Source organism: Methanoculleus taiwanensis, from assembly GCF_004102725.1.
Taxonomy (GTDB): Archaea; Halobacteriota; Methanomicrobia; order Methanomicrobiales; family Methanoculleaceae; genus Methanoculleus_A; species Methanoculleus_A taiwanensis.
Genome location: NZ_LHQS01000002.1, coordinates 962,611 through 983,322, shown reverse-complemented (window position 1 = coordinate 983,322; position 20,712 = coordinate 962,611). Strand labels below are relative to the sequence as shown.

Annotated in this window: 20 protein-coding genes; 10 read left to right on the top strand and 10 right to left on the bottom strand. The window is 51.9% G+C overall.

From position 1 onward, the window contains the following. The first annotated feature begins 432 nt into the window (after nucleotides 1-432). The 4 genes from nudC to ABH15_RS09530 are packed head-to-tail and all read left to right on the top strand — an operon-like array spanning nucleotide 433 to nucleotide 3,441. Nucleotides 433-1,284 carry an NAD(+) diphosphatase gene (gene nudC, locus ABH15_RS09545; RefSeq protein WP_164913704.1) on the top strand — a complete coding sequence of 284 codons (852 nt, stop codon included), beginning with the start codon at nucleotides 433-435 and terminating at the stop codon, nucleotides 1,282-1,284. 20 nt (nucleotides 1,285-1,304) lie between these two features. After that, complete coding sequence (locus ABH15_RS09540; protein ID WP_128694104.1) at nucleotides 1,305-1,907, top strand: flavodoxin family protein; 603 nt, start codon at nucleotides 1,305-1,307, stop codon at nucleotides 1,905-1,907. Continuing rightward, on the top strand, nucleotides 1,904-2,704 hold the full coding sequence (locus tag ABH15_RS09535; protein WP_128694103.1) for an EFR1 family ferrodoxin: 801 nt from the start codon (nucleotides 1,904-1,906) through the stop codon (nucleotides 2,702-2,704). Before ABH15_RS09540 ends, ABH15_RS09535 begins: the two co-directional genes overlap by 4 nt. A 17-nt stretch (nucleotides 2,705-2,721) precedes the next feature. Further along, on the top strand, nucleotides 2,722-3,441 hold the full coding sequence (locus ABH15_RS09530; RefSeq protein ID WP_128694102.1) for a TetR/AcrR family transcriptional regulator: 720 nt from the start codon (nucleotides 2,722-2,724) through the stop codon (nucleotides 3,439-3,441). A 61-nt stretch (nucleotides 3,442-3,502) separates the two neighbouring features. On the opposite strand, the gene ABH15_RS09525 is transcribed toward ABH15_RS09530, so the two are convergent. Further along, on the bottom strand, nucleotides 3,503-3,940 hold the full coding sequence (locus ABH15_RS09525) for an FKBP-type peptidyl-prolyl cis-trans isomerase (RefSeq protein ID WP_128694101.1): 438 nt from the start codon (nucleotides 3,938-3,940) through the stop codon (nucleotides 3,503-3,505). Between the two features lie 213 nt (nucleotides 3,941-4,153). Between ABH15_RS09525 and ABH15_RS09520 the strand changes: the two genes are divergently transcribed. Together ABH15_RS09520 and ABH15_RS09515 are read left to right on the top strand one after the other, a co-directional pair. After that, entirely contained in the window at nucleotides 4,154-5,797 is a 1,644-nt protein-coding gene (locus tag ABH15_RS09520; protein WP_128694100.1) for a restriction endonuclease, read from the top strand. 12 nt (nucleotides 5,798-5,809) lie between these two features. Then, a complete protein-coding gene (locus ABH15_RS09515; RefSeq protein WP_128694099.1) occupies nucleotides 5,810-6,049 on the top strand; it encodes a winged helix-turn-helix domain-containing protein in 240 nt (79 codons plus the stop codon). Between the two features lie 158 nt (nucleotides 6,050-6,207). Here the strand turns inward: ABH15_RS09515 and fxsT (ABH15_RS09510) are convergent, their stop codons facing one another. The 3 genes from fxsT (ABH15_RS09510) to ABH15_RS09500 form a co-directional block, all read right to left on the bottom strand. After that, nucleotides 6,208-9,039 carry an FxSxx-COOH system tetratricopeptide repeat protein gene (gene fxsT, locus ABH15_RS09510; protein WP_128694098.1) on the bottom strand — a complete coding sequence of 944 codons (2,832 nt, stop codon included), beginning with the start codon at nucleotides 9,037-9,039 and terminating at the stop codon, nucleotides 6,208-6,210. A 161-nt stretch (nucleotides 9,040-9,200) separates the two neighbouring features. Beyond that, the gene (locus tag ABH15_RS09505) at nucleotides 9,201-9,383 is read right to left on the bottom strand and encodes a hypothetical protein (RefSeq protein ID WP_128694097.1); all 183 of its coding nucleotides are present in this window, start codon (nucleotides 9,381-9,383) and stop codon (nucleotides 9,201-9,203) included. A gap of 83 nt (nucleotides 9,384-9,466) precedes the next feature. Beyond that, nucleotides 9,467-9,781 carry a hypothetical protein gene (locus ABH15_RS09500; protein ID WP_128694096.1) on the bottom strand — a complete coding sequence of 105 codons (315 nt, stop codon included), beginning with the start codon at nucleotides 9,779-9,781 and terminating at the stop codon, nucleotides 9,467-9,469. 184 nt (nucleotides 9,782-9,965) lie between these two features. On the opposite strand from ABH15_RS09500, the gene ABH15_RS13670 reads away from it, so the two are divergent. From ABH15_RS13670 to ABH15_RS14170, 3 genes are all read left to right on the top strand, one after another. After that, nucleotides 9,966-10,136, top strand: coding sequence for a hypothetical protein (locus ABH15_RS13670; protein ID WP_164913702.1), 171 nt, complete (start codon nucleotides 9,966-9,968; stop codon nucleotides 10,134-10,136). Then, nucleotides 10,133-10,381: a hypothetical protein gene (locus ABH15_RS09495; RefSeq protein WP_128694095.1), complete on the top strand. Its 249-nt coding sequence runs from the start codon at nucleotides 10,133-10,135 to the stop codon at nucleotides 10,379-10,381. The genes ABH15_RS13670 and ABH15_RS09495 overlap by 4 nt, the downstream gene beginning before the upstream one ends. Nucleotides 10,382-10,451: 70 nt before the next feature. Beyond that, nucleotides 10,452-10,994, top strand: coding sequence for a RipA family octameric membrane protein (locus ABH15_RS14170; RefSeq protein ID WP_449288777.1), 543 nt, complete (start codon nucleotides 10,452-10,454; stop codon nucleotides 10,992-10,994). Between the two features lie 349 nt (nucleotides 10,995-11,343). Here ABH15_RS14170 and fxsT (ABH15_RS09490) read toward each other — a convergent pair whose 3' ends face one another. The 3 genes from fxsT (ABH15_RS09490) to ABH15_RS09480 all read right to left on the bottom strand — a co-directional run bounded on the left by fxsT (ABH15_RS09490) (nucleotide 11,344) and on the right by ABH15_RS09480 (nucleotide 16,751). Next, nucleotides 11,344-16,056, bottom strand: coding sequence for an FxSxx-COOH system tetratricopeptide repeat protein (gene fxsT, locus ABH15_RS09490; RefSeq protein WP_128694094.1), 4,713 nt, complete (start codon nucleotides 16,054-16,056; stop codon nucleotides 11,344-11,346). Between the two features lie 135 nt (nucleotides 16,057-16,191). Then, the gene (locus ABH15_RS09485) at nucleotides 16,192-16,404 is read right to left on the bottom strand and encodes a hypothetical protein (protein WP_128694093.1); all 213 of its coding nucleotides are present in this window, start codon (nucleotides 16,402-16,404) and stop codon (nucleotides 16,192-16,194) included. A gap of 89 nt (nucleotides 16,405-16,493) precedes the next feature. Further along, a complete protein-coding gene (locus tag ABH15_RS09480) occupies nucleotides 16,494-16,751 on the bottom strand; it encodes a hypothetical protein (RefSeq protein ID WP_128694092.1) in 258 nt (85 codons plus the stop codon). 160 nt (nucleotides 16,752-16,911) lie between these two features. On the opposite strand from ABH15_RS09480, the gene ABH15_RS09475 reads away from it, so the two are divergent. Next, complete coding sequence (locus ABH15_RS09475; protein ID WP_128694091.1) at nucleotides 16,912-17,316, top strand: hypothetical protein; 405 nt, start codon at nucleotides 16,912-16,914, stop codon at nucleotides 17,314-17,316. A 95-nt stretch (nucleotides 17,317-17,411) separates the two neighbouring features. Here the strand turns inward: ABH15_RS09475 and ABH15_RS09470 are convergent, their stop codons facing one another. The 3 genes from ABH15_RS09470 to ABH15_RS09460 all read right to left on the bottom strand — a co-directional run bounded on the left by ABH15_RS09470 (nucleotide 17,412) and on the right by ABH15_RS09460 (nucleotide 20,495). Beyond that, the gene (locus ABH15_RS09470; protein WP_128694090.1) at nucleotides 17,412-17,801 is read right to left on the bottom strand and encodes a hypothetical protein; all 390 of its coding nucleotides are present in this window, start codon (nucleotides 17,799-17,801) and stop codon (nucleotides 17,412-17,414) included. 726 nt (nucleotides 17,802-18,527) lie between these two features. Further along, nucleotides 18,528-20,066, bottom strand: a complete 1,539-nt coding sequence (locus tag ABH15_RS09465) for a tetratricopeptide repeat protein (protein WP_128694089.1) — start codon at nucleotides 20,064-20,066, stop codon at nucleotides 18,528-18,530. Nucleotides 20,067-20,273: 207 nt separating this feature from the next. After that, nucleotides 20,274-20,495, bottom strand: coding sequence for a hypothetical protein (locus ABH15_RS09460; RefSeq protein WP_128694088.1), 222 nt, complete (start codon nucleotides 20,493-20,495; stop codon nucleotides 20,274-20,276). Between the last annotated feature and the right edge of the window lie 217 nt (nucleotides 20,496-20,712).

Below are 20,712 nucleotides of genomic sequence, written 5' to 3'. Positions count from 1 at the left end.
CCGGAGGATCGAACCGGCCTCGCTCCCGCTTTTTCCCAGGAGATACCTCCCCGGTGCATCTGCCGGATTGATGGATCTACCTTCAGCGGTCTTTTCGCGAGCGTGCCCGGAAGGCGCAGCCTCAATAGTATAACTTTTAGTTACTAAATAACCACAAGTTATAATATAACTCAGAGTTACACCTATCTGGCGGATCTGCCCCCGGGCAGAATCCAGGAGCGTATACCTCCCTATGGGAGAGGGATGAATCAGATGGAGACTCACCAAAAAAGGGGAATCCTGTGGAGAGAAAGGAAAGGCCAGGGCCTGATGGCAGGAAGAGTAGCGTGATACCGCTGTCTTTGATACGAACGAGTCCTGATGATGGGACTCTGCAGGATACCGGACACAGCCCTGCACCAGGGATCGGCGTTACGGGAATTGGAGTCTGCCATGGATCATACGGCGCGGTTTGCAGTCGACTGCCTGCATAAGCAGTACCCGGAACCGGACCTGCTCCCCGAAGATGCATGCCTGATCTTTGTCCGTGACGGAAGCGTCTGCGTCAGGAAAGGGAGCACGCCGACCATCCTTGAAAAGGTATCGGCGGATCTTCCGGAAGGGCTCAAGAGGGATGCCCGGTACCTCGGCCACCGGGGATCGGTTCCCTGCTATGCCGTCGAGGTCGGCGACCTGCCTCTGCCCGAAGGGCTGGCATACTCCGGTGTACGCGAACTTGCCGGGCTCATCCCGGACGAGGAACTTGCCGTTGCCGGGCTTGCGGTTCAGATAATCGACTACGACCGGACCACCCGGTTCTGCGGGAGGTGCGGCATGCCGACAGAACCTGCGAAAACCGAGCGGGCCAAAATCTGTCCGTCCTGCCGCCGGGTCACCTATCCCCGGCTCTCCCCGGCGGTCATCGTCCTCGTACGAAACGACAACGCTGTCCTCATGGTCCGGGGAACCGGGGCGGCACCCGGCAGGTACGGCCTCATCGCCGGTTTTGTCGAGCCCGGCGAGACGATCGAGGATGCCGTACGCCGCGAAGTCCGTGAGGAGGCGGGGATTGCGATCAAAAATATCCGGTATCGTGCAAGCGAACCGTGGCCGTTCCCCGATTCACTCATGCTCGGGTTCGTCGCCGACTACGACGGAGGCGAGACTGCCCCGGACGGCGTTGAGATTGAGAGCGCTGTCTGGTTCGACCGGGACCATCTCCCGGATCTTCCGCCGAAGTTCGGTATCACCCGTGCGCTCATCGACGACTGGGCAGCTGCCGTCAGCGTACCGGAATTGCAGTGAAGGAAAAAGGGTGAACAGAGATGAGAAAACCAAAAGTTGTTGCATTTAATGGGAGCCCCCGGAGAGACGGCAACACGTCCATCCTGATCCGGCATATCTTCGACGAACTTGAGCACGAAGGCATCGAGACGGAACTTGTCCGGGTCGGCGGGCAGCTGATCCGGGGATGCACGGATTGCCGGAGATGTTACGAGAACCGTGACCGCCGGTGCGTCTTTGACGACGATATCGTGAACGACTGCATCGGGAAGATGATCGACGCCGACGGGATCATCCTCGGCTCCCCGGTCTATTTCCTTGACGTCACAGCCGAGATGAAAGCCCTGATCGACCGGGCAGGCGTTGTATCCAGGGCAAACGGCGGGCTGTTCCGGCGCAAGGCGGGGACTGCCGCGGCGGCGGTGCGGCGATCCGGTGCGAACCATACCGTCGATACCCTGCTGCATTTCATGCTCTACAGCGGGATGATCGTCCCGGGAATCCCGGCGATCGGTATCGGCCGGGATATCGGCGACGTCCTGAAGGATGAAGAAGGCATAGCACGGGCAAAAGAGGTCGGAAAGAACATGGCCTGGCTACTGAAGATGATGGCACGCGCTAGTCAGACGGAGGAGATCGTATGAACATAGCATCGGTGAAACTGGTATATTTCTCACCGACGGGAACAACGAAAGCGGTGGTGCAGGGTATTGCACGAGGAATAAACCACAGCACGGTGGAACTCATCGACATTACCCTGCCGGATGCCCGGAAAGAACCGCTCAAGGCATCGGAGGATGAATTGCTGGTTGTTGCCGTGCCGGTGTATATGGGGAGAGTGCCGGCCCTCGTAATGGAGTGGCTGCAGGCACTGCAGGCTCACCATACGCCTGCGGTCTGTGTCGTCGTCTACGGGAATCGGGTCTACGACGATGCACTCCTCGAACTGACGAATACCGTAATGGAACACGGGTGTCTGCCCGTTGCCGGTGCGGCCTATATCGGAGAACACTCATTCTCAAATGCCGAGACACCGACGGCACAGGGGCGTCCCGATGAGGACGACCTGCGCCACGCAGAGATGTTCGGACGGACAATCCGGGAGAAACTGCAGTCTGCCTCGTCGGCCTCCCGGCTTTCAGGGGTGCAGGTTCCGGGCGAGTACCCCTACCGGGGAGACCCAACACTATGGACGGTCGATTTTATCGCCGTCAGTGATGCGTGTTCGCACTGCGGCGTCTGCGCAGCAGTCTGTCCGGTGGGCGCTATCGATGCAGACGATTGTACGGTGATCGATCAGGAGAGATGCATCACCTGCTGTGCGTGTATCAGGAAATGCCCGGAAAACGCCAGAACCATGAAACCAGGCCTGGTTAAGGACGCTTCAAAGAGGCTGCATACCCTGTATCAGGAACGAAAGGATCCGGAATACTTTGTATAGCAAGGTTGGGTGAGAGCATGGGAATCTCCGATAGACGACAACGGGAAAAGGAACAGCGGAAGACCGAGATCATCGATGCGGCCGAACGTCTCTTTTTTTCCCGGCGGTACGAAGACGTCTCCATGGACGATATCGCCCGTGAGGTCGAACTGAATAAGGCTACCATCTACCTCTATTTTAACAGTAAGGAGGCTCTTTTCGCCACTATCGTGCTCCGGGGCGTCCGGATCCTTACGGAAAAATACACGGAGTGCATGGATAAGCAGGTTCCCGGAGTCGTCAAGGTCGCCCTGATGGGCCAGGCGTACTACCAGTTTTCACAGGACCACCCGGAGTATCTTCGGCTGATCCACTTTTACGGATCCGAACGGTTCTCGAAAGAAAACCCGTACACCGCAGAGATCGGAAAGGGGTACGGCACCTGCCGCCTGATCCTGGCGGATGCGATCCGGGAGGGGATCGATGACGGGACGATCCGGGCCGATCTCGATCCGTTCCTGACCTCGATGTACCTTATGATCTCCTTTATGGGTATCCTCTCCCTGGAAAACAGATGGAAACTCGTGATTGAGGCGGAGGGGTTCACCTACGAGCAGTTCGCGAGTGCATTCTTCCGGTTCATTACGCCGGCAATCGCTTCGGGTGAGAAATCTCACGCCATGGATGTCACGGAGTTTGAACCGTTCGGATTCTTTTTGACCGAACCTGCATCGCCTCAGAAGAGAGAAGAATCTTAATTTTTTTTTCGCCTTTCCGCCGTTTTTCCCCGCCTGCGCATACCGGGGCGGGCTCGCCGGTCTACCCGGGACGGGGGAGGATCGCCTCAACCGTGATCGCGTAGGTGATCGTCTCTCCCGCAAGGGGGTGGTTGCCGTCGACGGTGATGCTTTTCTCGTCCACCTCAAGGACGGTTACCCGGCAGGGTTTTCCCAGCACCTCGACCGTGATGAACTCGCCGGGAACCGGTTCGCGGTCGAGTTTGAGCTTTTTGCGTTTTATCGTGACCACGAGTTTTCGCCGAAACTTCCCGTAGGCCTTCTCCGGGGGCAGCACCACGGCCACCGTCTCGCCCGGCTCTCTGCCGATCAGCGCCTCCTCAAAGAGGGGATTGATCTGCTTCGCTCCGAGGGTTACCCGGACCGGCTCGCCCGGCCGGGTATCCTCGAAGACCTCGCCGTCGGGGCGGGTGCTGGTGAAGTGCAGGAGCAGGGTATCGCCGTCTGTCACGGGTGCCATAGATGCCTGATCGGTTTGTCGGGGGGGTGCTTTAATGCACCGGGAATGCGGAGAATCTTCACCATCCCTCGCCAAAGGCTTCCGTGCAACCGCAGTTCCTACGGCAGTGGAGGGATTGTTCCGCCACGTTTACTTTATTTCCGAATTCAACACGCTCAGCTCATTTCGTTAGCTTAAAGGAGATGTAAAAGAAGCCAGATCATGTGATCCACTATGCCGAAGTTCTGTCCTGAATGCGGGACGCCATTACAACAAATGAACGCCAAATTTTGCCCCGAGTGCGGCACCGGACTAATACCCAAAACATCAGCGCCCACCGTTCCCACCATAACCCCTACCGCTCCTCCTGCAGCCGATGACTGGTCAGAGCCTATCGACTGGTCGGAAGAAGAGTATGCAGAAGAGGGATTGCAACCCTCCGTGAAAGCCTACGACCTTGGAACGAAGCTCGAAGAGATCGTCGATTCGATTTACCAGGCGGAGGGCTACAAGACCGAACGAAGGGTTAGAATGCCCGGGCAGGGGGGCTATACAAACGAGATCGATGTCGTCGCCAGGAGAGGAAAGGAGCAGGTCGCCATCGAATGTAAGAATTTTAAAGCCGCAGTCGGCATCAAAGAGTTCCGGGACTTCTCCAAGAAACTTGACGACCTCGGCCGGGGCTGGCGGGGTGTCTTCGTCGCCTTCAACGACTTCACGCTCGACGCTCAGAACTTCGCAGAGAGCAGGAACATCGAGATCCTCGGCCACGAAGACATCATGGAGAAGTGGTTCGCCGTCTCCGCTGGAAGGGTCAGCCGGAAAGGGGATCGCCTGATATTAAAATCCGCTCTGTCCGTCAAGTCCGATTACCTCATGGTAACGACGCTGCCGCTCCTGAACAAACATCTGATTGAGGTCAGTAGCGCCCGGCTCACCTTCCACCCCTATGTCAAAGTGCCGTACGCCTTCAAAGCCAAGGTCTATGATCCGACCAAGAGACTCCACACGTTTTCCGACGACGGCACCGTCGTAATCGACCTGCTCGACGGCAAGGTGCTCAACGGGCAGGCCCGCAAGGGAGGCTCGCTCTTAAACTCACTGAGTTCCTCGAAGCAGAGCGCCGATAATACTCAGACGCTCAGGACCTTCGATGAGGTGCTGAACTCCTCACCCTCGCCCGAATATACCATAACAATAGGTTCAGACTATCAGATCACCGAACTGAAACCCGAAATTACCAAGCGGGCTGTAGAGAGGGCGGCCATCGAGTATATCTCGGCGAGGAATACCGAGGATATGGCGTACACCACTGCAAAAGCGGATACCATTTTTGACACTAAACACCGGACGTTCGTTCCGCGAAGGGGTGATATAAAACTCTTCAAGAGCGAGATGGTCTTCGTTCCCAAATGGGCGATCCACTTCAACGCGTTCGGGACGATTTACACAAAAGAGGTGTTCGCTCACTCCGGCACAGTCCTTGAGAACACCATCGAGTATTGCCCGCTACACTTCAAACTCGGTGCCTTCAACGTCAAGAAAGAAACCACTGCTGTCTGTGAGGTCTGCGGCAAGGCCTATTGCAGTGAGCACATCTCACAGTGTCCTACCTGCGGGAAATGGGTCTGTAAGGATCACGCTTCGGTCTGCAGTTCGTGTGGCAAGACATTCTGCGAAGAGCACGCGAGTAAGATCTGTCGGGGGTGCCACCTGCCACTCTGCTCCGATTGTGAGGTTGAATGCCCGATCTGTCACAAACCGTACGGCGCGAATCATACCCTGATCTGCGATACGTGCGGGGCGGCGGTCTGTCCGGGATGTATCACGACATCCGGGTTATTGCGGAAGACGAGAGTTTGTAAGAATTGTTCATAGGTGAGGATCATCATGAAAATGCTTGATGCAGTGTACACTCTGCTTAAGGACGAAGGAAAGCCTCTTCACTATACTGTTATAGCTGAAGAAATTGTTCGACGAGGACTCTATCAGACGCAAGGCCATACGCTGTCAACGGCGGTGAGTTCGGATATCTCCGAAAATATGACGCTTCTTTCAGAAAAGGGCGAGAACTCTCGATTCTGCCGTGTGAAAACTGGTGTTTACGGGTTGAGTGAGTGGTATAAGTAAGAATTATTCCTTCCAATCTCCCGCTTCGGCCAGACTGCGTAGACCGGCAGCCCCACGGCCATGACCCCGACGGCCACCGCTGGGTATCACGTCGGGCCGGTGAGGCGGTATTGTTGCGGTGAAAGTGTTCTTCTCAATTGCTGTACAGGATTTGATGATCACCAAGTAGTGTGGCGTTTGATGCGGTGCGACCTGGCCTTGCATGAATTAAGCTCTATTTTTACCTGTCGTAGATTTTTTCTGATTTTCTTCACAGTCGGATGTTTTTTTCCGTAGACCTTCTCGTAGATTTGGAGCGCCCGCTCAAAGTGCCCTTTCGCGCCCTGCAGGTCGCCGAGGTCATACAGGACGCTCCCTAGGTTGTTGACAGCTTGTGCAACCTTTGGATGTTCGGTTCCGTAGACCTTCTCGTATATTTTGAGCGCCCGCTCGAAGTGCTCTTTTGCGCCCTGCTGGTCGCCGAGTGCCTTCAGGACAGTCCCGAGGTTGTTGACAGCCCGTGCAACCTCGGGATGTTCTGTTCCGTAGACCTTCTCGTCGATACTGAGCGCCCGCTCGTAGTGCTCTTTCGCGCCCTGCCGGTCGCCGAGGTCTCGTAGGACACCCCCGAGGTTGTTGAGGATCTTTGCAGCCTCTGGATGTTCTGTTCCGTAGGTATTCTCGTATATTTTGAGCGTCCGCTCGAAGCGCTCTTTCGCGCCCTGTCGGTCGCCGAGGTCATACAGGACAGTCCCGAGGTTGTTGACAACACGTGCAAACCCTGGGTGTTCTGTTCCGTAGACCTTCTCGTCGATACTGAGCGCCCGCTCAAAGTGCTCTTTCGCGCCCTGCCTGTCGCCGAGGTCTCGTAGGACACCCCCGAGGTTGTTGACAACCCGTGCAACCTCGGGATGTTCTGTTCCGTAGACCTTCTCGTATATTTTGAGCGCCCGCTCGAAGTGCTCTTTCGCACCCTGCAGATCGCCGAGGTCGTACAGGACACCCCCGAGGTTGTTGACAACCTGTGCAACCTCCGGATGGTCTGTTCCGTAGGTATTCTCGTGTACTATGAGTGCCTGCTCGAAGTGCTTTTTCGCGCCCTGCCTGTCGCCGAGGTCGTACAGGATACTCCCGAGGTTGTTGACAGTCCGTGCAACCTCGGGATGGTCTGTTCCGCAGGTATTCTCGTGTACTATGAGTGCCCGCTTGGTAATCCTCAGGGCTTCTTTGGGTTCAGCCCTCTCTCGTAAATAGGTTCCCGCCTGGTTTAACAGCCGACCGAGTTCCATCTGCGTCGGGTTCAGGTCTTCGGCATGACCTGCTACTGAAAGGACGTGTGGAAGCAGAAGAGAACACTCCGGCCAGGTTTGCGGATTTTCGCAATCGTCCGGAAAAGCAGCATCCAAAATCTGCACAGCAGCCCCGGCCCATTGACGCTGTTCGTCTCTATCCAAGCGGCTCCTGATGACCTCCTGCACCAGCCGGTGAATGGAAAGGAAGTCATCCTGTTTTTCAATGAGGGAGTATTCCCTGATCACTCCAATAGTTTCGTATAGGAGCCATTTGTCTTGGCATGCCTGAGACAGATCCGGAGGGAGATATTCAGAACCTTGAATGATAACATTGAGTGGGATGTCATCCGGGGCGAAAAATGCACAGAGGTTCAGAAGGTCACTGGCGACCTGCCCAACATCAGGTTGTTCCTGGATCTTCTGGAAGGATATTCCCCAGGTCGTTGCCACAGTGGCTGCATAGTCAAAGGCTTTCCTCCTTTCCAGAAGTGCTAGTTTCTTCTTGCGATATGCTTCCAGATAGTCCTGTATCGGCATCCCGGTTTCCTTGATGAAAGCCCCGGCCTGTTCGAGTGCGAGCGGTAGATCCCCGAGTTCACGGGCGAGTTCATCTGCAGCACTTTCGTCGTCCTGTCCTGTTCGTTTCTGAATAAACTCAAGCGACTCGGGACGTTCGAATGTGTCTATCGGGAACTCTGTTGCACATTGCCAATCCTGGTGCCTGGATGTAATGAGGACATGCCCGGTTGTTGTTGCCGGCAGGAATTGGCGGATAGCATCCGGATCGGGTGCGTTGTCAAAGATGAGGAGCCAGCCCGCACAGCGGGCAAGAAAGATCTGCACGGCTTCGATAATTTCGGGAATATTATTAACGTCCTCTACCGGTAGGTAGAGATGCTCGGCAAGCCGAGCATAATCGTCTGCGATTGTTGCAGGATCCTCTGACCGCAGCCACCAGATGATGTCGTAATCTTCCAAATGTCTGTAGGCATACTCAATGGCAAGCTGGGTTTTCCCAACACCGCCGAGACCGTTTATCGTCTGTATCAGGGCGGCATTACGGCTATTCGTCAATGTCTGCCGGAGATCCTGCAAAAGATCCTCGCGTCCCGTGAAGTTCGGGTTTCGAGGATGCTTTATATTTCGAATGGGGTATTCGGGTTCGCGGTTTTTTCCGAAGCCGCGCCTTTCTAATTCTTCTGCAGTTTTTTGGGATATTTCATCGATTTTTCGGGAAGTGTCGGCAACTGCGGCAAGCGTCTCCCCATTCTGGATGGAAAATATCGAAACAACCAGTTTGAGTTCTTCATCTTCTATCGCGTTCTTGAGGGACTCCTCGCAGCCATCAAGTGTTGCCTTCCAAAGTTTTTCAGCCACATCGGGAGATTTGGTATCATCAACGTACCGTGAACACACAGCGTTGAAGTCTTCCTGAATTAACGGTAAACTGTCTTCAGTTCGACGAGCTTTTCCTGCTAAAATCCTTTGAACAAGTTCGGACACGTCATCAGACTTCAGAAAAGCTTCGATACGATCTCGGTTTTCTGAATTTTCCAGATCGTGAACGATGGGTGATATTTGTGCTACAACCGTAGACTGAAGATCATCTATTTTCTCTCGCAGTGATGCATTACGGATATCCCCTGCGGCCCCTTCGAGCATAAAAAAGAGACCGCTTACGATAATCCCGGCAAGAATACTTTCAATGATTGCGCCCACCGCCCGTGACCTTCAAACAAGTTGAACTTGTGAATCAGGGCTGCATTAACCTTCCTAAACGCTTTTGTCTGGTAAATGTATTGGGATTATGGATTCCGGGCATATTCGGGGAGAGTCTAGAATATCTACCTGAGATTAATACTGCTTCTGAATCCGCCGCTTCACCCAGAACCCGTAGACGGGCACCCCACAACCAGCACTGCAGCACAGACCGCCGGGTACCACGTCGGGCCGGTGAGGCAGTACTGCCCGATGGCTACCGCGACCGCCGGCAGGCCGAGCCCGGGGACGAGGGCGGAGAGCCAGAGCTTCCGGGTGATGATCACTTCACAGTGCCAATCCATCACGGTGGAGGGTTGCGGCAGGGAGGGGAAAAGGGTTGTGAAACTGGATTCCGTTGGGCAGGAATTTACTAACCGAAAGAGAGTTAATTGGATTGGATAAATTCCGTCCCCTTGAGTTCTACTACAATCACTTTCCCTGAGGCCATTTTAAGTAACTCCATCATTTGCGATAACATCTTTAAAAGCGGCAATTCATCCTGAGACCTTTCTATTATTTCTATGGAGTCTCCAGAGCTCATGGAGAACAAGAGTTCATAGTAGGCACTATTTCGTTTTCTTTCCTCATCAGAATCATAATCACCAAGCTGGTGTATCTTATGCTTGACTATATGCATCCGCTCCACGTTATCCATATTTATTATCTCATTAAAAATCGGTTTCTTAGTGCTGCTGTCCATAATAGATAATTTGAGATATACCGTCATAGCCAAAAATAGGATTTTAACGGCTTAAATTTTGCTATAGGGCGTTTAAAAATCTCATTCGCAAGAACAATCCACTTTAAGCCCATTTTTAATTCAAAAACCGCGAATCGCTCCTAAAAAGCAAAACCTTATCGAATTGGAGCAAAACCGTATCTTCATGCCCGCCCTTTCCCGCAGCCGCCTCCTCTCCATCATCGCCTGCTGCATGATGATCGGGCTGCTCATCATCGCGTCGGCCTACGTGCTCAGCCCCCGGGAGGCGAACCTGAACGTATCCTTCGAGCCGCCGGGAGATATATCGGGGAGGCCAGCCGGTATGTCGGTGTGACGGTCTTTACCCTGACAAACGGGGACACGATCCCGATCCGGGAGGTTGAGTGCCGGTACCGCTACCTCGACCGGGAGAGCGGCCGGGTCATGAAGAGCGGCATCATCGAGATAGGGGATCTCGAGCCGGGGCAGGCGAAGCACTATGGGATGCCTAGATCTATGTATGACTCAACTGGTGTGAACTCGAACGCCGCAGAAGAAATTCAGATTTACGCTGCCACGCTAGCACCATACGCCGCCTGATAGCGATCTCGAAGAGAGGTGAAAATAGCAACGTATAAGCCCAGGTATCGAGTTACACTTAATTTGTCTCATGGTCAAGCCTCTAGAACTAACCGATTCCGAAATGGAAATGCTTTATTCCCAATTAGTCTCGATAAGGAATGTTGAAATTGACCAGTTCTGGAGACGCTTTATCATACTGATTGGGATTCAAGGAGTGGTTTTTCCGATATTTATCGGCAGTTTTAGCGACATAATTGGCACAAAGCACGATTTTGTCATCTTTTTAGCGATCGTTCTGGGGTTCTTATTGTCGGTGATTATTACTTTGATGGTGAGGTCGAATGCTTTCTGGAAACGCTTTTGGGAAAATAAATTGATAGAATTTGAGGAAACGAATAACTTTAAATTCAGAATCTTTGAAAAAGGACACCCTCCAAAGAAGTACGTCGCCGAAAATAAGAGTATTTCCTCGGGTTATCTCTCGGCCACTGATCTTGCATTTGCGCTTTCCGTCCTTTTTACTCTGTTTTGGCTGGTTTTGCTAGTATATTATAGTATTAAATCGAACTGTTTCAATGACTTGGCTCCGATAAATACCACAATCACATCGATCGCGAGTTCCAATACCTGATGCCGATATTTTTGGGACTTCAAATCCCTTCGAGTCGTTCTTTGAGGATGTTGAATCGGGCTGCTCTCCTACCGTAATATCGAAGATTCGGTAGTGCTCCGGTTTATAATTGAAATTAATTTCAGAGAGTTCAACTGCATTACATTGAGCAATGACCTGCGTTAATCAAAAGATCACACTGGAAGAGCGTATTCAGTATCAGTTACTTCTTAGAGCATTAACCGCGGCCATGACCCTGACGGGCACCGCCGGGTACCACGTTGGGCCGGTGAGGCAGAACTGCTTTGAGGAAAGCGTTCTTCTCAATCGGCGTACAGGATTTATGGTGGTTCAAGCGGTCAACTAGGCCTTATTGCGAATTAAGCTCTGTGTTTACAGATTGTAGATTATTTCTGATAACCTTCACAGTTGGATGTTCTGCTCCATAGGCCTTCTCGTTGATTTTGAGCGCTTGTTCGAAGTGCTCCTTCGCGCTCTGCAGTTCGCCGAGTTCCTTCTGAACACGTCCGAGGTTATTGAGGTAGATTGCAACCCTTGGGTGTTCTGTTCCGTAGACATTCTCGCTGATTTCAAGCGCCAGCTCGATGTGCTCCTTTGCTCCCTGCAGTTTTCCGAGTTCCTGCAGGACATGTCCGAGGTTGTTGAGATTTAGTGCAACATCTGGATGTTCTGTTCCGTAGATCCTTTCGTTGATTTTAACTGCCCGTTCGTAGTACTCCTTCGCCTCCTGCATTTCACCAAGATCACACAGGACACCCCCGAGGTTGCTAACACAGGTTGCAAACATTGGATATTCTGTTCCGTAGATCTCGCCGATTTCAAGCGCCCGCTCGAGGCTTTCCCTCGCTCCCTGCAGATTGCCGAGTTCCTGCTGGACACGTCCGAGGTTATTGAGGTAGAATGCAACCATTGGGTGTTCTGTTCCGCAGGTCTTTTCGACAATTTTGAGCGCCCGGTCGATGCGCTCCTTTGCTCCCTGCAGATCGCCGAGTTCGCGCAGGACGCGCCCAAGGTTGGTGAGGTCGGTGGCGACCGCTGGATGTTCTGATCCATAAACCCTCTCGTCGATTCTGAGCGCCTGCTCATAGTGCTCCTTCGCATCCTGCAGTTTGCCGAGATCCCGCAGGACACTTCCGAGGTTGTTAAGATTTCGTGCAACATCCGGATATTCTGTTCCGTAGACCTTTTCGTTGATTCTGAGCGCCCGCTCGTAGTGCTCCTTCGCGCCCTGCAGGTTGCCGAGTTCCTGCAGGACACCACTGAGGTTGCTAAGGACAGTGGCAACACCTAGATGTTCTGTTCCGTAGGCCTTTTCGAAAATTTTGAGCGCCCGCTCGTAGTGCTCTTTCGCCCCTTGGAGGTCGCCGAGCTCGCATAGGACGCGCCCGAGGTTATTGAGGCAGTTTGCAACCCTTGGGTGTTCTGTTCTGTAGACCTTCTCACCGATTTCAAGTGCCCGCTCGTAGTGCTCCTTCGCGCCCTGCAGGTCGCCGAGTTCCTGCAGGACACTCCCGAGACAGTTGAGATTTAGTGCAACATCTGGATGTTCTGTTCCGTAGGCTTTTTCGTTGATTCTGAGCGCCCGCTCGTAGTGTTCCTTCGCATCCTGCAGTTCGCCGAGATCCTGCAGGACGCTCCCGAGGTTGTCGATGATGGGAGCAACATTTGGATGTTCTGTTCCGTAGGCTTTTTCGTTGATTCTGAGCGCCCGCTCGATGCGTTCCCTCGCTCCCTGCAGGTCGCCGAGTTCCTGCTGGACACGTCCGAGGTTATTGAGGTAGGTTGCAACCATTGGGTGTTCCGTTCCGTAGGCCTTTTCGACAATTTTGAGCGCCCGCTCGTAGCGCTCCTTCGCCCCTTGGAGGTCGCCGAGTTCGCGCAGGACGCGCCCAAGGTTGTTGAGATTGGCTGCAACACTCGGATGGTCATACCCGTAGGTTTTCTCATCAATTCTGAGCGCCTGCTTGATGCGCTCCCTCGCTCCCTGCAGATCGCCGAGTTCCTGCAGGATGCTCCCGGTGTTGTTGAGGCTGGCTGCAACACTCGGATGGTCGCGCCCGTAGGTTTTCTCATTGATTCTGAGCGCCCGCTCGTAGTGTTCCTTCGCATCCTGCAGTTTGCCGAGATCCCGCAGGACACGTCCGAGGTTATTAAGATTTCGTGCAACATCTGGATGTTCTGTTCCGTAGACCTTCACATTGACGTTAAGCGCCCGCTCGTAGTGCTCCTTCGCCCCTTGGAGGTCGCCAAGTTCCTGCAGGGCACTTCCGAGGTTGCTAAGGACGGTGGCAACATTTGGATGTTCTGTTCCGTAGGTCTTTTCGACAATTTCGAGCGCCCACTCGTGGTGCACCTTCGCATCCTGCAGTTTGCCGAGATCCCGCAGGACACTTCCGAGGTTGCTAAGGACGGTGGCACCATCTGGATGTTCTGTTCCGTAGGTCTTTTCGACAATTTTGAGCGCCCGCTCGTAGTGCTCCTTCGCCCCTTGGAGGTCGCCGAGTTCGCGCAGGACGCGCCCGAGGTTGTTGATGGTAAGGGCAACGTCCGGATGTTCTGTTCTGTAGACCTTCACATTGACGTTAAGCGCCCGTTCGAAGTGCTCCTTCGCTCCCTGCAGGTCGCCGAGTTCCTGGCGGACAAGTCCGAGGTTATTGAGGTAGGTTGCAACCGTTGGGTGTTCTGTTCCGTAGGTCTTTTCGACAATTTTGAGCGCCCGCTCGTAGTGCTCCTTCGCTCCCTGCAGGTCGCCGAGACCCTGAAAGATACGTCCAAGGCTGTTGATGTCTCGTGCTATTGTGTGATAGTCATCCCCGTAGGTTTTCTCATCGATTCTGAGCGCCCGCTCGAAGTGCTTCTTCGCTCCCTGCAGGTCGCCGAGATCCCGCAGGACACTCCCAAGATTGTCAAGGTTAGTGGTAATCATCGAATGGTCTTGTCCATAGACTGTCTCATTGATGTTAAGCGCCCGCTCGAAGTGCTCCTTCGCGCCCTGCAGGTCGCCGAGATCCCGAAAGATACGTCCAAGATTATTGAGATATATTGCAATCATTGAATGCTCTGTTCCGTGGAGCTCGGCGATTTCAAGCGCCCGCTCGATGTGTTCCTTTGCTCCCTGCAGGTCGCCGAGCTCCAGTAGGGCACCCCCGAGGTTGTTGATGATATGGGCAACCTCCGGTTGGTCATGCCCGTAGACTTTCTCGCTGATGTTAAGCGCCCGTTCGAGATACTTTTGCGATTCATCGAATTCGGCTCTTGCCCATAAGTAGGATCCCGCATTGTTCAATAACTGACCAAGATCCTTCTGAGCGGTGTTCAACTCTTCAGCATGACCTGCTACGGGAAGAACATGCGGAAGCAGAGAGGAACATTCTGGCCATTTTCGCGGATCGTTGGCATCATTGGGAAAAGCAGCATTCAAGATCCGAACTGCTGCTTCAGCCCACTGCTGTTGTGCATCTCTATCCAAGCGGCTCCTGATGACTTCCTGCACCAGCCGGTGGATGGAAAGAAGATCTTCGTGATTTTCGATGAGAGAATATTTCCTGATTTCTCCAATGGAGTCATACAGGAGTGAAATATCTTGGCACGCCTGAGACAGATCTGGAGGCAGACGTTCGGCGCCTTGAATGATAAGATTGAGGGGGATCTCGTCCGGGGCAAAGAATGCACAGAGGTTCAGAAGACCGCCGGCGACCAGTCCAATCTCAGGCTGGTTCCGGATCTTCTGGAAGGATATTTCCCAGGTCGTCGCTACAGTGGCTCCATAACCTGAGGCCCCTCTCTTTTCCAGCTGTTTTAGTCTCTTTTTCTTATATTCTCTCAGATATGTCCGTATCGGCATCCCGGTTTCCGCGATGTAAGCTCCCGCCTGTTCAAGTGCGAGCGGCAGATTCCCTAGTTCGTCGGCAAGCTTGCCTGCAGCCATTTTGTCGTTCTGCCCTGTCCTATCTTGGATGAAATCAATCGATTCATTACGTTTGAACGGAACTACTTTGATCTCTGTTGCGTATGACCAATGCCGATGCTTGGATGTAATGAGGATGTGCCCTGCTGTGGTTACCGGCAGGAACCGGCGGGTAGCATCTGGATCCGGTGCGTTGTCAAAGATGAGGAGCCATCTGGCACAGCAGGCAAGAAACTCCTGAACTGCTTCTATCACCGACTGAATATTTTCAGGTTCTTTTGGCTGCAGATAGAGACGTTCGGCAAGTCGAGCATAGTCATCTGCGATTGTTGCAGGGTCTTCGGCTCTCAGCCACCAAATGATCTTGTACTCGTTCTTATACCTATACGCATGCTCAACGGCGAGCTGAGTCTTGCCAACCCCGCCAAAGCCACGTATTGTTTGTATCTGGACGGCGTTGCGGCTGTCCCCTAGGGCCTTCTGGAGATTCTCCAGGTGTCCCTTGCGTCCTGTGAAATTCGGGTTGCGGTGATGCTTTACGCCCCAAATAGGGTACTGAGGTTCACGGTATTTTCCGAATCCGCGCCTTGCGAGTTCCTCTGCAGTTCTCCGGGGGAGTTCGTCGATTTTCCGAGAAGTATCGCTAACGGCGGTGAGAATTTCCTCATGCTGGATGGTAAGTATTGAAGCAAGCACCTTCAGCTCTTCATCCTCCATAGCAGCCTTGAGGAACTCCTCGCAGCCGTCGAGTGTTGCCTGCCAGAGTTTTTCAGCCACATCGGGAGATTCGGTATCACCAAAGTACCGTGAACACACCGCGTTGAAGTCCTCCTGAATTGATGGTAAGCTGTTGTCGCTTCGGTGAATTTTCCTTGTTAAAATCCTTTGAACAAGTTCGGACACGTCCTCAGACTTCAGAAGCGCTTCGATACGATCCCGGTTTCCCGATTCTTCCAGATCATGAACGATGGGAAATATTCGTGTTGCAATCGCAGACTGCAGTTCCTCTTTATGGGTGCTTACCTTTTCCCGTAGGTTGAGATTGTGGGTATCTTTTGCAACCCCATCGATGATGTAAAAAAGACTGCTTATGGCAAGCCCGGTAAGATTGCTTACAATAACTTCTGCAAGACTGGCTTCAATGATTGCGCCCACCGCCTGTGACCTTCACACGAATTGAAAATGCGAATTAGGGCTGTATTAAGCTTCCTAAACGGTTTTGTCCGATTAAAGTATTGATATTTATGGATTCCAGGCTTATTCGGGTCGCATCTAGAATTTTACCTGAAATTAATACTGCCTCTCTAACTCCTGCTTCACCCAGACCGCGTAGATGGGCACCCCCACAACCAGCACTGCAGCACAGACCGCCAGGTACCACGTCGGGCCGGTGAGGCAGTACTGCCCGATGGCTAACGCGACCACCGGGAGGGCGAGCCCGGGGACGAGGGCGGAGAGCCAGAGCTTCGGGGTGAAGGTTACCTCCCGGTGCCAGTCTGTCACGATGAAGGATTGCGGCGGGAAGGGAGAAAGGGTTGTGAGACGGGATTTTACAGGACAGGAAGGTATTCCTTTAGAAGCCGGAAAACAGGTTAATTAGACGGAACAAACATCGTTCCGTTGTTTTCTACAACTATCACCGTTCCAGATGCTCTCTGCATAAATTGTATTAGCTGGTACTGCATCTGTTTAAGAGTCACTTCACTATCCGATTCCGCTAAAACTAAAGCGTTATTTTCATGGCTAGATTCAGCCAAAAGCTCAAATTTGTTGCCTGGCTTTGAAATAGAGATTTTCCACGCCAGATCCATATTGATAAGTGTGTTTTTTACTCTTACATAGAGCGTCATATGCAGAAGTAGGATTTCTCCATCATTAAATTTTCCATTCAGTAGCCCTGAATCCCCATTTTGGTTAAAGAATATATTTAAGCTCGCAATTTTCCCCTATTGAAAGCCAAAATGCCTATTTGCAATGAGATTTATTTCACCTAAACCGAATTTTATTGTAATGCCAGCCTTCGCCCGCGGCACCCTCCCGTACCTCGTCGCCGGCTGTGCCCTGGTCGGGCTGCTCGTTATCGCGTCGGCCTACGTGCTCAGCCCCGGAGAGGTGAGTCTGAACGTATCCTTCGATCCGCCGGCGGGATACATCGAAGAGGACGGCCGGTATGTCGGCGTGACGGTCTTTACCCTGACCAACGAGAACACAATCCCGGTCCGGAAGGTCGAGTGCCGGTATCGCTACCTCGACCGGGAGAGCGACCGGGTCGTGAAGAGCGGCATCATCGAGGTCGGGGATCTCGACCCGGGGCAGGCAAAGCACTATGCTGTATCGTGCCCGATGGAGGAGGGGGGGCGGTATGATATACGGCTGGATCTGCGATATTGGCGGGTGTTGAAGATCGAGGTCTAGATCGACAGCAGTACTGGTTGTTACGACGGGGAATCGGAACAGGGAAGGAAAAAGGTTTGTCAATAGACGCCATCTCGGGAACGCCCGATCAAGCTTCAAGACTGTGCTCTTACTATTAACCCCACAATTACAGCCAAAAGTGAAAGAACCATGCTGCCTACTACTGAAGACACAGCTGACGACATTAAGACAGGCGCAGTTAAGGTCATTATTAAAATTAGCCCCACAAGATACCCTACTGTAAATTCAGGCGGTGCCTGAAAACCAATGAGGAAGCAGATTATAAGCCCACCGAGTGCAATTAGAAGAAAACTGAGTGAACCGGCGTTTAGAAATGATTGAGCTGCTTCAGACCCGGGCACGGATGAGAAACTCGTACGAAAAGCATCCAGGAACGTCTTTCCAAAGAATAACTCTAGTTCGGCTCCCAACACCGCGACTCCTGCGACACATCCTGCACTGAATTTAGCAATAATTTCTTTCATATACTTTCCTTATCAGACAATAACCAGGTCTCAAAAGCAGGCATCCAGATGATGGGGGAGTCGATCCCTGATAATAGCACTATTGAAGTATCTCATTTAGTACTCCCTCGCGATTACGTTGCATACTGCTTCTCAATCTCCCTGTTCAGCCAGTCCCAGTAGATCGGCAGCCCCACGGCCACCACTGCCCCGGTCGCCGTTGGTGCCGGTCTGTCACGATGGAGGATTGCGGCGGGGAGGGGAAAAGGGTTATGGAACGGGTTTTGCCTCGAAATAGCTTAACTAATACCGTAACGTTCCGGTTCTGCCACCCGTAATCTTTTTACTTTCATAGTGGTCTTAGGGTGGCGGTGGTGGTGATGGGAAAGAAATGGAAGTGTGCGAATCCGCATTGTGGCTATGAGGGCGAACCTGATGAATATGGACTTTGCCCGAAGTGTGCTTGGGAAATGAAAGAAGGTGTCAATGATCAGGGTTCGGCTGCTAGAGATATCCTTAGGCACGCTCGCCCTAGTTCTCTGGACTTGAGTAAACTTTTAAAATAATTCTGTTGAGGCGCTGTTGAGTTGAAGCGGGGAACTGTTACGGATAGCCCAAATATTTTTCAAGGCCATATGATAAGGGGTATAAACCAATAAAACCCCCAAAAAGGCGAGAACGTCTCACATTTGCTGTAAAACCCTTTCCTCTGCCCCCTTGCTTGATCACTTTCCATTATCAAATAATTTATTTCATTTGAATTGGGGCATATTCAGGGTTTAATTCCTTTTCCATTTTTCCTTTATTTGCAATATCCCCTTCACCGGACTCACCCGGTTCACCACCCGATCCACTCCTATCTGTTGGGACCCATTTTAGCGGGAAGCATACTTTCCTCGGTAATTTATTTATTTCAGGGCATTTTCGAGTGCCTTTTTTATTATCCACGGTGCAATATGTCTCAATCATATGGACGGCTTCTCGCGTAATAGCATGAAGATCTTCATGAACTACTTTAATGTCCTCCCAATCTTGACTTTTACCTTCGTCGGCCTTTTGAGCGAATAACATTTGGGCTGCGTAGAGTGTATATACCCAATCGAAATAAGACATCATCCATTGAGCGAAATCTACTCGATTGTCTTGTATTCTCAGCGGTGATGTAAAGATTGCTGATGTGACAATTGTGAGTCCGCCAGCCGCACCGAGGATATAGGTTAAAGTAGCGCTATATCCGGCCACGTTTAGCAAAACAGCCCCCAGCAATATACCTATTCCCACGACAAACTGGACAATAAACATATATTGGGCGCTGTTTAGTCCGAAGGTGAAGTCACTAAGTACTCTTCCAAGATACTCTTGCGACAGCTCCTGGACTCTCTGTTGTGATTTCAATAAAGATTTCCGGAACTTCTTAAGTTCATCTTTATAGTCTTTGGTTTTCGTTTCGAGCTGCTTTACTGCATCTCGTACTATAAAACATCCTGCATTATGTGGATCTGATGCTAAAGCTTGGTTGAAGCAAATTTGCGCTTCCTCATACTGGCTACTATTTGCAAGCGCGGATCCCTTGTATAAATACAGATCGATATCACTAGGAAGGTAATCTAGTGCCTCATCGAAGAATTCAATTGCCCTGGAGTAATTGCCTGAAGATGCGAGGGCAACTCCTTTATTCCTTAAAGTAACTGCGTATTGTTTTCTTGTAACAGGTTTTGCAGACCAGCCTTCCTTGTTAGTAATTGTGCTAATCGCTTTATCAAATTCAGCAATGGCCCTATCATAGAGATTTTTACGATAAAAGATATATCCTCTATTCATTTGCGAAGGGACATTGTCTGGATCAATGCTTATAGCCTCATTGAGACAATCCAATGCCTCATCGAATCTACCGAATTTTACATACTCATATGCCTTATTGTTCAACGCTTCAACTTTTATGGTTGCATCGCATGCTCCGCACGTTAAGGCTTGATCATAATAGTAGAAAGATAAACCCAAATCATTAAGATCACCTGTAACGCCTCCTAATCCTGAAAGAACTTTGGCGTTATTAGGATCTAGTTTTAAAGCGCTTAGATACAGCTCTTTTGCAGAGATATATTCCTCTAGTCCCCAGAGTGCCTCCCCAAGACCACAATAAATACAGATCTGCTCTTCTTTTGGGTACTGATGACAAGTCGGCAACCATTTTTTAAAAGTAGAATGGGCTTCTAAGTATTCGCCGTTATTGATGTGCATTTTGCCTGTTTCAATATCGGATTGAATGTTTCCAGGGGATACCATAGCGATGCCCCCCTACTGACGCAGGGTATATAATAAGATCTTTGCTTATGCAAATGCAATTTAATGGCGTATCAGAAAATGGCTAGGATGAATTGAAATCGAGTTACCCACAACTTATCCGCACATAATGGTCAAAATCCAGGCGATTTCGATGATTTTATTTCTGCGTCCCGTTTGGATAATTCTGTAAAATAGGTGGAGAATCTATCACACTTTGACGACAGCCTGCGGCATGACAGCAGGTTGTTCGACCTGAATGTTCATGCCGCGTAAGTGGTTTTCGAGGGCGATATTCACCGTGTTGTGCCGATCGAGGCCGCGGAGCTCCATGGCGATCAGGAGCTCCTTCTCGATCCGGATCGGTGCGGTAACCCGGTTCTTCTTCTCAAAGCGGAGAATCCGCCGCATTACCATGCTGCGTACCGACATTCGCCCTCTCTCCTACCACTCAATTTCTGTGCAGGGTACTTAAACCTAGCGCGGCGATTCGCTTAACTTGCGGCTCTTTTTCCGGCGACGGGTGCCGGGTTTGGGCGGTTCTTCCACGATGAGCCGCCGGGCGCCTCTGTTGTTCGCCAGGGTCATGCCTCCTTGAAGATTGCCAAGAGATCCGCCTTCGTCCGGTCGTCGAGGAGGCCGAGGAGAT